The 13,336-nt window shown below is 67.5% G+C and carries 14 protein-coding genes; 8 read left to right on the forward strand and 6 right to left on the reverse strand.

Annotation, left to right across the window (positions count from 1 at the left end; genetic code table 11):
* Window positions 1–175: 175 nt before the first annotated feature.
* Window positions 176–1,351: a HupE/UreJ family protein gene (locus RXV90_RS05095; protein ID WP_316647315.1), complete on the reverse strand. Its 1,176-nt coding sequence runs from the start codon at window positions 1,349–1,351 to the stop codon at window positions 176–178.
* Window positions 1,352–1,406: 55 nt separating this feature from the next.
* Between RXV90_RS05095 and RXV90_RS05100 the strand changes: the two genes are divergently transcribed.
* A complete protein-coding gene (locus tag RXV90_RS05100; protein ID WP_316647317.1) occupies window positions 1,407–2,219 on the forward strand; it encodes a DUF4198 domain-containing protein in 813 nt (270 codons plus the stop codon).
* A 45-nt stretch (window positions 2,220–2,264) separates the two neighbouring features.
* Here RXV90_RS05100 and RXV90_RS05105 read toward each other — a convergent pair whose 3' ends face one another.
* Together RXV90_RS05105 and truA are read right to left on the reverse strand one after the other, a co-directional pair.
* Complete coding sequence (locus RXV90_RS05105; RefSeq protein ID WP_316647318.1) at window positions 2,265–2,408, reverse strand: hypothetical protein; 144 nt, start codon at window positions 2,406–2,408, stop codon at window positions 2,265–2,267.
* A 330-nt stretch (window positions 2,409–2,738) separates the two neighbouring features.
* Window positions 2,739–3,527 (reverse strand): tRNA pseudouridine(38-40) synthase TruA, encoded by a 789-nt coding sequence (gene truA / locus RXV90_RS05110; protein WP_316647598.1) that lies wholly within the window; start codon window positions 3,525–3,527, stop codon window positions 2,739–2,741.
* A gap of 87 nt (window positions 3,528–3,614) precedes the next feature.
* Here truA and RXV90_RS05115 point away from each other — a divergent pair, with 87 nt between their 5' ends.
* From RXV90_RS05115 to RXV90_RS05140, 6 genes are all read left to right on the forward strand, one after another.
* Entirely contained in the window at window positions 3,615–5,030 is a 1,416-nt protein-coding gene (locus RXV90_RS05115) for a YcjX family GTP-binding protein (RefSeq protein ID WP_316647319.1), read from the forward strand.
* On the forward strand, window positions 5,027–6,034 hold the full coding sequence (locus RXV90_RS05120; RefSeq protein ID WP_316647320.1) for a YcjF family protein: 1,008 nt from the start codon (window positions 5,027–5,029) through the stop codon (window positions 6,032–6,034). Before RXV90_RS05115 ends, RXV90_RS05120 begins: the two co-directional genes overlap by 4 nt.
* A 180-nt stretch (window positions 6,035–6,214) precedes the next feature.
* Window positions 6,215–9,187, forward strand: a complete 2,973-nt coding sequence (gene ileS, locus RXV90_RS05125; RefSeq protein ID WP_316647322.1) for an isoleucine--tRNA ligase — start codon at window positions 6,215–6,217, stop codon at window positions 9,185–9,187.
* Window positions 9,174–9,764, forward strand: a complete 591-nt coding sequence (locus RXV90_RS05130; RefSeq protein ID WP_316647323.1) for a hypothetical protein — start codon at window positions 9,174–9,176, stop codon at window positions 9,762–9,764. The genes ileS and RXV90_RS05130 overlap by 14 nt, the downstream gene beginning before the upstream one ends.
* 51 nt (window positions 9,765–9,815) lie before the next feature.
* Entirely contained in the window at window positions 9,816–10,016 is a 201-nt protein-coding gene (locus tag RXV90_RS05135) for a hypothetical protein (protein ID WP_316647325.1), read from the forward strand.
* 27 nt (window positions 10,017–10,043) lie between these two features.
* Entirely contained in the window at window positions 10,044–10,190 is a 147-nt protein-coding gene (locus tag RXV90_RS05140) for a hypothetical protein (RefSeq protein ID WP_316647326.1), read from the forward strand.
* On the opposite strand, the gene RXV90_RS05145 is transcribed toward RXV90_RS05140, so the two are convergent.
* Together RXV90_RS05145 and phaR are read right to left on the reverse strand one after the other, a co-directional pair.
* Window positions 10,148–11,218: a hypothetical protein gene (locus RXV90_RS05145; RefSeq protein ID WP_316647327.1), complete on the reverse strand. Its 1,071-nt coding sequence runs from the start codon at window positions 11,216–11,218 to the stop codon at window positions 10,148–10,150. The genes RXV90_RS05140 and RXV90_RS05145 overlap by 43 nt on opposite strands.
* An 11-nt stretch (window positions 11,219–11,229) precedes the next feature.
* Window positions 11,230–11,790, reverse strand: coding sequence for a polyhydroxyalkanoate synthesis repressor PhaR (phaR, locus tag RXV90_RS05150; RefSeq protein ID WP_316647328.1), 561 nt, complete (start codon window positions 11,788–11,790; stop codon window positions 11,230–11,232).
* A gap of 110 nt (window positions 11,791–11,900) precedes the next feature.
* On the opposite strand from phaR, the gene RXV90_RS05155 reads away from it, so the two are divergent.
* Window positions 11,901–12,569 (forward strand): MIP/aquaporin family protein, encoded by a 669-nt coding sequence (locus tag RXV90_RS05155; RefSeq protein ID WP_316647329.1) that lies wholly within the window; start codon window positions 11,901–11,903, stop codon window positions 12,567–12,569.
* Here RXV90_RS05155 and RXV90_RS05160 read toward each other — a convergent pair.
* Entirely contained in the window at window positions 12,561–13,307 is a 747-nt protein-coding gene (locus RXV90_RS05160; protein WP_316647330.1) for a DsbA family protein, read from the reverse strand. The genes RXV90_RS05155 and RXV90_RS05160 overlap by 9 nt on opposite strands.
* Between the last annotated feature and the right edge of the window lie 29 nt (window positions 13,308–13,336).

The following is a 13,336-nucleotide window of genomic DNA, read 5'->3' on the forward strand; positions in this document are numbered from 1 at the left end:
CGTGCCGGCGCATGCCCGTGGGAAGGCGCTTCCAACAGGTGAGCGGCGCGCTTTATCCCGCAATCCCGCATAGCGCTGAAGCGGTGAGGCCACCGCGCAAATAGCGCCTGCCCGTGGGGCGGGCATGCGCTGGCACGGCGGCCCTGCGGGCCTTGATTCCGTGCCGGGGAAAACCTCAGAGGTTCAGCACCCCGATCCGCTCGAAGAACCAGTAAAGCCCCACGATCGCGATCAGGATCGATCCCGTCAGGGCCACCGCCCGGTACATCACCGGCGTGTCCACGACGACAAGCTCCTCGTCGTCGAGCCGCGCCACCGAGGCCGCCCAGCCAGCCGCGAGGATCACCAGGAACGCCGCCAGGATCACCGAAAGCTGCCCCAGCTCCACCCCCACGTTGAACGCGATCAGCGCCACCACGAACTGCCCCTGCGGCAGGCCCACATCACCCAGCACGCTTGCAAAGCCCAGCCCGTGCAACAGCCCGAACCCGAACACGATCGCCGGCCGGAACCAGCCCAGCGCGGGGCGGAACAGGTTTTCGATCGCCACCCACGAGATCGACAGCGCGATGAAGGCCTCGACCAGCCACATCCATTCGGCCGGGATCTGGATGATCCCCAGTGTCGCCAGCGCCAGGGTCACCGTATGCGCGAGCGTGAACGCCGACACCTGCCAGAGAAGCGGCCGCCAGGCGAGCGCGAAGAAGAACAGCCCCAGCACGAAAAGGATATGGTCAAGCCCCTTCGGGATGATGTGATCGTAGCCCGACAGCACGTAATCGAGCGCGGTGTTCCACGCCGTCTGCCCCGACCCGCCGCTGCGCGGGATCGGATCGGACAGATCGCCATCCTGCAGATAGGCGGTATAGCCGTCGTCGATCCCCTGCTGGCGCAGGATCAGCCCGCCAAGGGAGCCGTCCCAGCCGATCACCAGCGGCTCCTCCCCCGGCGGCAGATCGGCGGCGATCCGCACAACCGAGAACCGCGCCACCTCCGGGTTGCCCACGGGCGGCACATCGGCGCCCAGAAGCTCGGGCGCCAGCCGGGTTTCGCCCGCCATCAGCGTGATCCGCGCCGCGATCGCGGGCCAGGAGCGGTTGAGCTCCGCCGCGATCTCCTCGGGCGACATCCGGCGCTTTTCGTCGTAAAGATCCGAATTCGCGGCCTCGTTCGTGTCCGCAAGCCCGGCCAGATCGACCCCGGCCAGGGGCGCCTCCAGCGTCATGCGGATGGTCAGATCAAGCCGCTCTTCCCCGATCACGAAATCGGCCACGGCGGGCTGCACCTCGTGGGCCCGCGCGCCCGTGACGCCGGAGACCAGCAAAACCGTGATCAGCACAAGGGTTGACATCAGGCCCCCGCACATCACCCTGAACCCATCCGCAGTTGTTCGAGCCTGTCCGCCCATGACCCTGAAATCCCTTGCACCTCTCATCGTGGTCGCACTTAGCACAGTCCCCGCGCTCGGCCACGAGTTTTGGATCGATCCGGTCGACACCGCCGTGCCCCAGGGCGAAGAGATCGTGGCCAATATCCGCGTGGGCCAGGCCTTTGACGGCACCGCCTACAGCTTCTTTCCGAAGAACTTCCGCCGGTTCGAAATCCTCTCGGGCGAGGCCACGGCCCCGGTGGAGATGCGCATCGGCGATCTTCCGGCGCTGGCGCAGACCGCGCCCGAAGGCCTTGCGATCCTCGTGCACGAAACCCGCGACTACGATCTGACCTACCGGGAATTCGACAAGTTCGACGCCTTCGTGCGCCACAAGGATGCCGCCTGGGTGCTCGACGCCCATGCCGCCCGCGGCCTGCCCGAGACCGATTTCAAGGAGGTCTATTCGCGCTACGCCAAATCCCTCGTCGCGGTGGGCGACGGGCAGGGAAGTGACCGCGCCGTGGGGCTTGAGACAGAGCTTGTCGCGGGGCTCAATCCCTATACCGACGATCTGTCGGGCGGGTTGCCGGTGACGCTCTACTACCAGGGCGCGCCCTGGGCCGATGCACAGATCGAGGTGTTCGAAAAGGCCGCCGATGACAGCGTGGCGATCAGCACGGTGCGCACCGATGCCGGCGGGCAGGCGATCGTGCCGGTCAGGCCGGGCCACCGCTACATGCTGGACGCGGTGAAGCTTCGGGAACCGGGGGAAGAAGTGTCGGAGAAAACCGGCGCGGTGTGGGAAAGCCTGTGGGCCAATCTCACCTTCGCGGTGCCGGACGAGTGACGCGCGCCGCCCCTTTCCCTCGGGACAAGGGAAAGGGGCAGGGCGTTACTCGGGATCGCTATCGATAAGCCAGCCGCCGGGTCCTGCGATCTCATCGGGAAGGGCGAGGATCATCACCTCGCGCAGCATGAGACAGGTGATGGCACTCATCACAACAGTGTCGAACGATACGGCAAACAACCAGTCCATCGGACCCTCCATTTCGATGATGCCAATAAAGCCCCGGATCGGGGCGCGAAAGTGGCGCGCGGGCGGGGTCATCGGGGAGTTTTGCGGAAGTTACGCGATCTGGATCACACAAGCCCCCCCGAAACCGGGCAAAACCGTGACGGACGGGGCGATTCGGGGAAGATCAGGCCATTCGGGCACGCGTTTCGCCGCGCCTCCGGCGCGCCGACCGATGTGGGGCTCCGCCCCACACCCCGGAGTATTTTCGCCAAAATGAAGTGCGCCTGGTTCATTTTGGCGAAAATACTCCCGGGGGGCCAGGGGGCTGGAAGCCCCCGCGATCGGGCCCCGTCACCCCGCACCCGGCCTGCTCGTTCGGAACGGATCGTCCGGATAGCTCACATGCGCCAGATAAAGCCCATCTGGCGGCGCCACCGGCCCGCAGGCCGCCCGATCCCGCGCTTCGAGCGCCCCTTTCACGCGGTCGGGCGGCCATTTCCCGGCTCCCACCCGCTCCAGCGTGCCCACGAAGCTCCTGACCTGGTTGTGCAGGAAGCTCCGCGCCGCGACGTCGAAGCGATATTCGGGGCCCCCGCGCCCCTCGACTTCGCTGATATCGAGGCGGTCGAGCGTCTTCACCGGGCTGTCGGCCTGGCATTCCACCGACCGGAAGGTGGTGAAATCGTGCCGCCCGACGAGATGCCCCGCCGCTTCCCGCATCGCCGCGACGTCGAGCGGCTGCGGCACCCGCCAGGCCAGCCCCCGGTCATGGGTGAGCGGCGCCCGGCGCGCCACGATCCGGTAGACATAGGCCCGCCCCACCGCTGAAAACCGCGCGTGCCAGTCACCCTCCACCCGCGCCGCCGCCGTCACGGCGACGGGATGCGGCTTCAGATGATAGTTCAGCGCCTCCGACAGGCGGAACGGCTCCCACTCCCGGGAAAGATCGCATTGCGCCACCTGCCCCCAGGCATGAACACCCGCATCCGTCCGCCCGGCGGCGGCGACCGAGGGCACATCGGGCTCCAGCCGCGCCAGCGCGGCTTCAAGCACGCCCTGCACGGTCTCGGGCCCCGTCTGGCGCTGCCATCCGGCGAAGGGCGTGCCCACATATTCGATCTTCAGTGCATAGCGCGGCATGGCCCGGCCCATAGCGCGCGGCACCCGGGTCTGGCAACCGGCGAGGCCCGCGCCTATGTTCTGACCCTGAACGGCGAGGCGACCCATTTGATACTCGGTGATATTGCGGACGGGCTGACGCGGGTGGCGGAATCCACCCGCAACACGGTGTCCGAAGCGTTTTTCGAACCGGTGATCCGGATCGGCGTGACGGGGCTGTCGCGCGCGGGCAAGACGGTGTTCATCACCTCGCTGGTGGCGAACCTGATCGGGCGGGCGCGGATGCCCGCGCTTCAGGCGCAAGGCGAAGGGCGGCTTCAGATGGCCTATCTGCAGCCCCAGCCCGACGATACCGTGCCCCGCTTCGACTATGAAACCCACCTGGCCGCCCTGACCGGCCCCGATCCCCACTGGCCCGACGGCACGCGGACGGTGAGCGAATTGCGCCTGTCGCTGCGCGTTCTGCCCTCGGGGCTTCTGGGCGGGCTGTCGGGGCCCCGCACGATCCATCTCGATATCGTCGATTACCCGGGCGAATGGCTTCTGGACCTGTCGCTTCTCGACAAGAGCTATCGCGAATGGTCGGAGGAAACGCTGGCCCGCGCCCGGCCCCGCGAGATCGCGGGGCCCTTCCTGCAGGCGGTGGAGGCCGCCGATCCTTCCGCGCGGCTCGACGAGCCCGAGGCCAAGGCGCTGGCCGCCGCCTATGCCGCTTACCTGACACAAGCCCGCGAGGCGGGGCTGTCGGATTGCACGCCCGGCCGGTTCCTCCTGCCCGGGGATCTGGCGGGCTCGCCGGTTCTCACCTTCGCGCCCCTTACCGTCGCCGACACCCCGCGGCGGGGCAGCCTCTGGCGCGAATTCGACCGCCGGTTCGAGGCCTACAAGCGCGAGGTCGTCAAACCCTTCTTCCGCGAACATTTCGCCCGGATCGACCGGCAGGTGGTGCTGGTCGACGCGCTGGGCGCGATCCATGCCGGCCCCGCCGCGCTTGATGACCTGCGGCAGGCGATGGGCGATATCCTGGGGGCCTTCCGGCCCGGGCGGAACGCCTTTCTGTCACAGCTGTTCCTGGGAAAACGGGTGGAGAAGATCCTGTTCGCCGCGACGAAGGCCGACCACCTGCATCATAGCCAGCACCCCCGCCTGACCGCGATCATGGAGGCGCTGGTGGCCGACGCGAAGGCCCGCGCCGATTACGCGGGCGCGGCGACCGAGGCGATGTCGATCGCCGCCTTGCGCGCCACGACCGAAGACGAGGTGGCCCATGAAGGGCGCACCCTGCCCATGGTGCGCGGGCTTCTGAAGGAAACGGGCAAGCCCGCGGCCTTCTATCCCGGCGAATTGCCCGAAGATCCCTCGCACCTTCTGACACCGGCGCGGCAAGGGGCCGAACGCTGGCTTGATGCCGATTACGCGATCATGGATTTCGCGCCCCGGCCGCTCACGCTGAAACCCGGCGAGGGCCCGCCCCATATCCGGCTCGACCGGGCGCTTCAGTTTCTTGTGGGAGACCGGCTGTGACAGACCCGCGGAACGGCCCCGTCCTGATCGAGACCGAGGATACCGGCCCCTCGCCTGCCGCCGCGCCGCCCGTCCTCGACGCCCCCGCCCCCGAAGGCGCGGCGATGCAGGCCGCCGCCGGGTTCGCGGCGCGGAAGCCCTCGGCGCTCGCGCGCTGGTTCTGGCGGCTTCTGGGCGCGATCGTCACCTTCGGCCTGTCGCTCTGGGCCTGGGATTTCGTGACCGGGCTGATCGCGCGGAACGCCGTCCTCGGCTATGTCGCGCTTGCCCTTCTGGGCCTCTTTCTTGCCGTCTGTCTTGCCATCATCCTGCGCGAATGGGCGGCGCTGGCGCGGCTGGCGCGGCTCGACAGCCTGCACCACGATGCGGACGCGGCGCGTGCGGCGGGCGATCTCATGGCGGCGCGGGGCGTGGCCCAGCGGGTGCGCAAGCTTTATGCCGGTCGCCCGGACATGACATGGGCCGAGGCCCGGCTGACCGAGGACACGGGCGAGATCCTCGATGCCGACACGCTGTTCGACCACGTGGAACGCACGCTGCTGGCCCCGCTCGATGCCCGCGCCCGGGTGGAGATCGAGGGCGCGGCCCGCCAGGTCGCCACCGTCACCGCGCTTGTGCCCATCGCGCTGGCCGATGTGGTGGCGGCGCTCACCGCGAACCTGCGGATGATCCGCCGCATTGCCGAGATCTATGGCGGGCGGGGCGGTACGCTCGGGGCCTGGCGGCTGACCCGCGCGGTCTTCGCCCATCTGGTGGCCACGGGCGCCGTGGCGGTGGGCGACGATCTTCTGGGCTCGGTCGGCGGCGGGCACCTTCTGTCGAAGCTGTCGCGCCGGTTCGGCGAGGGGCTGGTCAACGGCGCGCTGACCGCCCGGGTGGGCATCGCGGCGATGGAAGTCTGCCGCCCCCTGCCCTTCCACGCCGAACGCCGGCCCTCGGTCACCCGCGTGGTGCAGCGCGCGCTCACCGGCCTCTTCGCCACCGGCGAGGCAGGCCCCCGCTGACAGCGCCTTGCCGCGCCCCGTCTTCGCGCCTATAAGCCGGTCTCATGACGATGCGGACCGCCATCATCATTCGAATTACGGGCCCGGCGCTCTGACCCATGAGCCGCCGGGACAAGGCGTTTGAGCCATCGCGCCGCCCCCTCGCCCCTTCCATCCGACTGAATTCCGGGAACACCTCCCATGTGTGCCGATACCCCTGACTACAAAGACACCCTGAACCTGCCCGAAACCGAGTTTCCGATGCGTGCGGGCCTGCCGAAGCGCGAGCCCGACTGGCTGGCGCGGTGGGAAGAGATCGGGGTTTACGATCGCCTGCGCGAAACCGAAGGCCGCCCGCCCTTCACGCTCCATGACGGGCCGCCCTACGCGAACGGGCACCTGCATATCGGGCACGCGCTGAACAAGATCCTGAAGGACATGGTGGTGCGCTCGCAGCAGATGATGGGCAAGGATGCGCGCTATATCCCCGGCTGGGATTGCCACGGGCTTCCGATCGAATGGAAGATCGAGGAACAGTACCGCGCGAAGGGCAAGAACAAGGACGAGGTCGACGTGGTCGACTTCCGCCAGGAATGCCGCAAGTTCGCGGAAGGCTGGATCGACATCCAGCGCGAGGAGTTCAAGCGCCTGGGCGTGACCGGCAACTGGGCCGAGCCCTACGTGACGATGGATTTCCATGCCGAGCGGGTGATCGCCGAGGAGTTCCAGAAATTCCTGATGAACGGCACGCTCTACCAGGGCTCGAAACCGGTGATGTGGTCGCCGGTGGAACAGACGGCGCTGGCGGAGGCCGAGGTCGAGTATCACGACAAGGAAAGCTTCACGATCTGGGTGAAGTTCGGGGTGCTGCCCGAGCGCAGTCCCGGCCAGGGCGCCGGGACCTCCGGCGGCGAGGCCCCGGATCAGGTCCGGGGCGGCGTGGCCTCCGATTTGGTTGGCGCAAGTGTCGTGATCTGGACGACGACGCCCTGGACGATGCCGTCGAACAAGGCCGTGGTGTACGGTCAAGACATCTCCTACGGCCTCTACGAAGTGACCGGCACGCCCGGGGAAAGCTGGGCCAGGGTGGGCGACCGCTTCATCCTCGCCGACACCCGCGCCGAAGACGTGATGACGCGCGCGCGCCTTGAGCCGTCGATGTACACCCGCGTCCGCGACGTGCCCGCCGAAGAACTCGCGGGCCTGTCGCTGGCCCACCCCCTTGCGGGCACCGAAGGCTCGAACGGCGAATGGGACGACCCCCGCCCCTTCCTTCCCGCCGATTTCGTCTCGGACGAGGAAGGCACGGGCTTCGTCCATTGCGCGCCCTCCCACGGGATGGAGGAATACGAGCTGTTCCGCGACCGGGGCGAGCTTGCCCAGGTCATCACCTACAACGTCGAAGACGACGGCAAATTCCGCGACACCCTGCCGTTCTTCGGCGGCCATTACATCCTCAGCCGCAAGGGCGGCGAGGGCACCGCCAACAAGGCGGTAATCGACAAGCTTGTGGAAGTGGGCGGGCTTCTGGCGCGCGGCAAGATCAAGCACAGCTATCCCCACAGCTGGCGCTCGAAGGCCCCCGTCATCTACCGCAACACGCCGCAATGGTTCGCCGCCATCGACAAGGAAGTTGGCGACGGGCAGGACACCTACGGCACCACGATCCGCGAACGCGCGCTCAGATCCATCGACGAACTGGTGACCTGGACGCCGAAAACGGGCCGCAACCGGCTTTATTCGATGATCGAGGCGCGGCCCGACTGGGTTCTGTCGCGCCAGCGCGCCTGGGGCGTGCCGCTGACCTGCTTCGTGAAGAAGGGCGCTTTGCCCACCGATGACGATTTCCTTCTGAAGGACAACACCGTCAACGCCCGGATCCTCGAAGCCTTCGAGGCCGAAGGGGCCGACGCCTGGTACAAGCCGGGCGCGAAGGAACGCTTCCTCGGCAACGATTACAGCGCCGACGACTGGGAAAAGGTCGACGACATCCTCGATGTCTGGTTCGATTCAGGCTCCACCCACGCCTTCGTGCTGCGCGACCGGCCGGACGGGTCGGAAGACGGCATTGCCGATCTCTACCTCGAAGGCACCGACCAGCACCGGGGCTGGTTCCATTCCTCGATGCTTCAGGCCTGCGGCACGCTGGGCCGCGCCCCCTATCGCGGCGTGCTGACCCACGGGTTCACGCTGGACGAGAAGGGCAACAAGATGTCGAAGTCGCTCGGCAACACGATCGTGCCCGAGGAGGTCGTCAAGCAATACGGCGCGGATATCCTGCGGCTCTGGGTGGCGCAGACCGATTACACGGGCGATCAGCGGATCGGGCCCGAGATCCTGAAGGGCGTGGCCGACAGCTATCGCCGTCTGCGCAACACCTTCCGCTTCCTCCTGGGCAACCTCAGCGGGTTTTCCGAAGCCGAACGCGTGGCCCCGGCGGATATGCCGGAACTGGAACGCTGGGTGCTGCACCGGCTCGCCGAACTCGATCACACGGTGCGGAAGGGCTATGCGGCCTATGATTTCCAGGGGGTGTTCCAGGCACTTTTCAACTTCGCCACCACCGATCTTTCGGCCTTCTATTTCGACATCCGGAAAGACGCGCTTTACTGTGACGGGCCGTCCCAGCGCCGGAACGCGGCGCGCACGGTGCTTGATATCCTGTTCCACCGGCTGACGGCCTGGCTTGCGCCGGTGCTCGTCTTCACGATGGAAGAGGTCTGGCTTGAACGGTTCCCGGGCGACAGCTCGTCGATCCACCTCACCGATTTCCCCGACACACCGGGCGACTGGCGCGACGAACCGCTTGCGGCGAAATGGCAGAAGATCCGTCGGGTGCGCCGCGTCGTGACAGCCGCGCTCGAAATCCAGCGCCGCGACAAGGTGATCGGCGCCTCGCTCGAGGCCGCGCCGGTCGTGCATGTGCGCGACGAAGACACGCTGAAAGCGGTGAAATCGGTGCCGTTCGAGGATATCTGCATCACCTCGAACATCGGCCTCACCGGCGATCCTGTCCCGGCAGAAGCGTTCCGGATGCCCGAGGTCGAGGGCGTGGGCGTCGTCTTCGAACATGCGGACGGCGAGAAATGCCAGCGCTGCTGGAAGATCCTGCCGGATGTCGGCACGCACGCCCATGCCGCCACCTGCGGACGCTGCAACGATGCTTTGGGATGACATCGTCGAAGGCTATGACCGGCTTGACCTGACCCGGCACTGCGGCGGACGCGTGGTGCTGGGCTTTCCGCCGAGCATCGGCGCGGTCGATGTCCGGGAACGAGTGCCGGGCGGGTCGAGCTTTCTGAGCGACGAGGATCTGATCGGGCGGGTGCATGCCACCGATGACAGCGTGTGGACTTTTGCGGTTCAGCGGGTGCGGGCCGATGAAATCGTGCCGTTGCCGTGTGGGCGGCAGGTGATCGTCGGTGAATGGCTGATCGACGTGGCGCGGCCCAAGAACCTCGAGCGCGCGCCGATCTTTCCGGTGCTGGGGCACATCGCGGCCGGACCGGGGCTGATCCTTCACGATCACGGGTTCGTCGCGTGTTTTGGCGAGGGGGGCATGATCTGGCGCTCTGTCGGGCTGTTCGACGCCAATATTTCCGGCGTGGAGGTGAAAGGCGGGCGTCTGCTTTGCACCGGCTATCTGCCGTGGATCGAGGAAGAGCGCAGGTTCTGTGTGGAGCTTGACGCCGCGACCGGGCGGATCGTCGGCGGAGATTCCGAAGTCCTGGAGATTCATCTGCGGGACTGAGCGCCGTGCATCAGACTGTGCCACACCGCGCGGCGGGAGAGGGGCTCTCTCATGCCACTGTACATGTTCCGGGGCCGTCATACCCCCGCGTCACTCAACGCCATGGTCGTCGAAAACCCGCAGGACCGGGCGGCAGCCGCCTCGGGGGCCATGGCCGGCGGGCGCAGGACCAAGCCGATGACGGTGCCGGAGACGATGTCGGCCATGAAGCGCGCCAAGGCGGCGCGCGGCGCCTACGTGCCCGCATCCTGATCGCAGGAAGGACGCGGCCCGCGACGGGTGGGGCCGCCCGCCCCGTTCGAGATGCTCGACACGCGGCTGATCTGGCGGCGCGGCGCGCGCTCGTCGCGGATCGATACGCTTCGGGGCCTTCTGAGCCGGGATCAGCGCGACAGCGTGATATCGTCCAGCACGATCTGCCAGTAGTGATCGTGCGAAATCTCCAGCCGGTCGATCCCGGTCCACCCGGCATCGAACCAGACGGGGCGGTAATTCGAGGCGATGAACGCATCTTCTCCCACCAGTTCTCCGTCGCGATAGGCCCGGAACCGCACCGGCGCATCAAGCGCCCCGGCCCAGGCGACGCCGACAAGCGCGCCGTGAAAATCGAACGGCGCGTCTGACGTCAGCGTCACGGGATGGCCCGAGGAGTTGTAGCCCACGAACTCCCCCGACGACGTGCCGTTGATATAGCCCCAGCCGCCGTAGAACTTGTTGTGCGTCGCGATGAGGTTGTGCCAGACAAATCCGTCGGCGGCCCCCATCTCGACGATGTTTTCGCTCGCGATCCGGCCCTCGAACCGTTCCACCAGGTCAGCGTCGCCCGTCGCGCCGCCCTCCGCCACGGGAATGCGCACGGGCCAGTCGCCCACCTGAACGATCCGCTGCACCATCCCGTCGCCATCAAGCGACCAGCCGACCGACCAGGTGCCGGGCGCGCCGAGGGTGCAGACGAAGCGGTCCCCCTCCTCGGCGCCCACGACAACCTCGCCGTCTTCCGAAAGACACACCATCGCATCGACGCCGTCCGCCGCGGCCTCGATCGTCAGGATGGGGGCAAGCCCCACGAAATCGTTCGGCGGGTCGAGCACCAGCCCCGCGGGCGCCTGTGGCAGCGCGCGGATCTCGCCCGCCTGCACCCGGTTGCCCGTCGTGATCTCATAGCCCTCGGGCGGCACCACTGTGAACGACACCGGCCCCGGCGTGCGGATATCGAGATCCTCGTCATCCGACATCTGGAAATTGGCGAAGCCCGAAAGATTCGCGTTCTGCACGATCCGGTCGCGGCCGTCCTGTTCCAGCACCACCTGGGTGCCCGAGAGGGGCATCTCCCCCGCATCGTACATCCCGTTCCGGTCGAGATCGCGGAACACGAACAGCGAGATGTTCAGATCCCGCGCCGCCGCCGGCTGCGCCAGAAGCGCGAGGCATGCGATCAGGGAAAGCCGCCGCATTCCGCGCGACGCTATTTGCCGAGTTTCTTGAGCTGCGACTGAAGATCGGACAACTGCTGGCGGATCGCCGCCAGTTCGTCCTTCGTCTTGTCGCCGCCCTCCTCCTCGTCGTCGTCTTCCGAATGCGGCGCCGACCAGCCCGACATGCCGCCGGTCATCGCCTTCATGAAGGCTTCCTGCTGCGCGCGCATGGCGTCGAAACCGGGCATGGCCGACAGCGGGTTCGCCATGTTCTCGATCATCTTCGACTGGCCGTCGCGCAGCATCTCGAAGCTCATGGCCAGGAATTGCGGCACGATCGACTGCGCCTGGCTCGTGTAGCTCCGGACCAGATCGGTCAGCACCTCGAGCGGCAGGACATTCTCGCCCCGACTTTCGTGCTCTGCGATGATCTGCAACAGGTACTGGCGCGTCAGGTCGTCGCCCGATTTCAGATCCACGATCTGAACCTCGCGCCCCGCATGGATGAAGGCGGCGATATCCTCGAGCGTCACGTAGTCGCTGGTTTCGGTGTTATAGAGCCGGCGGCTCGCGTAGCGCTTGATCAGAAGCGGCGCTGACTTATCGGCCACGAAGGTCTCCTTCTCGACGCGGTGCAGCGAAGCTTAGGGCCCCAAGGTGGAAAAAGAAAGTGTTCTCAGGCGTTGCCGTAACGGCTGCACTGCGACATGACGGCCCCGAGATGACGGATCGCATTCCAGATATGCCGCGCCGGCTGGTGGCCGAGGCGCTGGGAACGGGGTTCCTCGTGGCCGCCGTCGTGGGCTCCGGCATCATGGCCGAACGGCTGACCGATGACGTGGCACTTCAGCTTCTGTGCAACACGCTGCCCACGGGGGCGATCCTCGTCGTGCTGATCTCGACGCTGGGGCCCATATCGGGGGCGCATTTCAACCCGGCCGTGACGCTGGGCTTCGCGCTCCGGCGCGAGATCGGGGGCGGCCCCGCGCTGGCCTATGCCGCCGCACAGATTGCGGGCGGCTGCCTCGGCGCCGTGGCCGCGCATCTGATGTTCGCGCTGCCGCCACTTCAGGCCTCCGTCACGATCCGCACCGGCGGCGCGCAATGGTTCGCCGAAACCGTCGCGGCCTTCGGGCTCATGGGCGTGATCCTCGCGGCCCTGCCCCGGCCGGCCACGGTGCCCTGGGTCGTCGGGCTTTACATCACGGCGGCCTACTGGTTCACCGCCTCGACATCCTTCGCGAACCCCGCCGTCACCATCGCCCGCGCGCTGAGCGATACGTTTTCGGGCATCCGCCCCGCCGATGTGCCCGCCTTCATCCTGGCCCAGTGCCTTGGCGCGGCGCTGGCGACGGCCGTCTTCGGCTGGCTTCTGCGCCGCTCAGGCTGAACAGACGGGCGGCAGATCGGCCTCGATCGCGATCAGGTCGTCCAGCGTCGCGGGCGTCACCGATCCCAGGACAAGCGTCTGCCCCACCACGATCGCCGGGGTGCCGTAAAGCCGAAACCGGTCGGCCAGCTGCTGCGCCGTCACCAGTTTCCGCGTCACCTCTTCCGAGGTCAGATCATCGATCAGCCGGTCCGCGTCGAGCCCCGCGCTGTCGGCCAGCGATCTGAGGTAATCGGCCTCGGCCGCCACCCGCGACCGCATCAGCCGGGCGTGGAAGGCGGGGTATTCGCCCTGAAGCCCGGCGGCCAGCGCCGCGCGCGCCGCGGGCTCCGACAGGGGCGACAGAAGCGGCAATTCGTGCCAGGTGATGGTGATCCGCCCGGCCGCGTGGCGCGCGGCCAGTTCCTCGGTCAGCACCCGGCAATAGGGGCAGAAGTAATCCGAAAACGCCGCCACCGGCACCGTGCCTTCACGCCGCTCGGCGAAAAGCGCATCGCAAAGCCGCGCATCGTCCAGCCGCGGCGGCCCCGGCTCGGCAGGCTCGAGCCCGACAAGGGGATTGAACGCACCCCGCGAAACCTCGCCCGCCACCACCCGGCGAAAGCCCTTCGGGTCCTCCAGCGGCTCGAAGGCAAGCCCCGGCCCGCCCCAGCGCCGCAGCCCGGTGTTCACGCCCCAAACGAACAGCCCCGCCGCACTCAGCGTCAGAAGCGCGCGCCGCGTTCGGTTTTTGCTCACAGTCTCGCTCCAGACCCTTGCACTCGCCG

It is taken from the genome of Ovoidimarina sediminis, from assembly GCF_032586175.1.
GTDB lineage: Bacteria > Pseudomonadota > Alphaproteobacteria > Rhodobacterales > Rhodobacteraceae > Ovoidimarina > Ovoidimarina sediminis.

Excerpts from the sequence above, each read along its gene's own strand:
- RXV90_RS05095 (WP_316647315.1), bottom strand. The coding sequence starts at position 1,351 with ATGTCAACCCTTGTGCTGATCACGGTTTTGCTGGTCTCCGGCGTCACG.
- RXV90_RS05100 (WP_316647317.1), top strand. The coding sequence starts at position 1,407 with ATGACCCTGAAATCCCTTGCACCTCTCATCGTGGTCGCACTTAGCACA.
- RXV90_RS05105 (WP_316647318.1), bottom strand. The coding sequence starts at position 2,408 with ATGGACTGGTTGTTTGCCGTATCGTTCGACACTGTTGTGATGAGTGCC.
- truA (WP_316647598.1), bottom strand. The coding sequence starts at position 3,527 with ATGCCGCGCTATGCACTGAAGATCGAATATGTGGGCACGCCCTTCGCC.
- ileS (WP_316647322.1), top strand. The coding sequence starts at position 6,215 with ATGTGTGCCGATACCCCTGACTACAAAGACACCCTGAACCTGCCCGAA.
- RXV90_RS05130 (WP_316647323.1), top strand. The coding sequence starts at position 9,174 with ATGCTTTGGGATGACATCGTCGAAGGCTATGACCGGCTTGACCTGACC.
- RXV90_RS05135 (WP_316647325.1), top strand. The coding sequence starts at position 9,816 with ATGCCACTGTACATGTTCCGGGGCCGTCATACCCCCGCGTCACTCAAC.
- RXV90_RS05145 (WP_316647327.1), bottom strand. The coding sequence starts at position 11,218 with ATGCGGCGGCTTTCCCTGATCGCATGCCTCGCGCTTCTGGCGCAGCCG.
- RXV90_RS05155 (WP_316647329.1), top strand. The coding sequence starts at position 11,901 with ATGACGGATCGCATTCCAGATATGCCGCGCCGGCTGGTGGCCGAGGCG.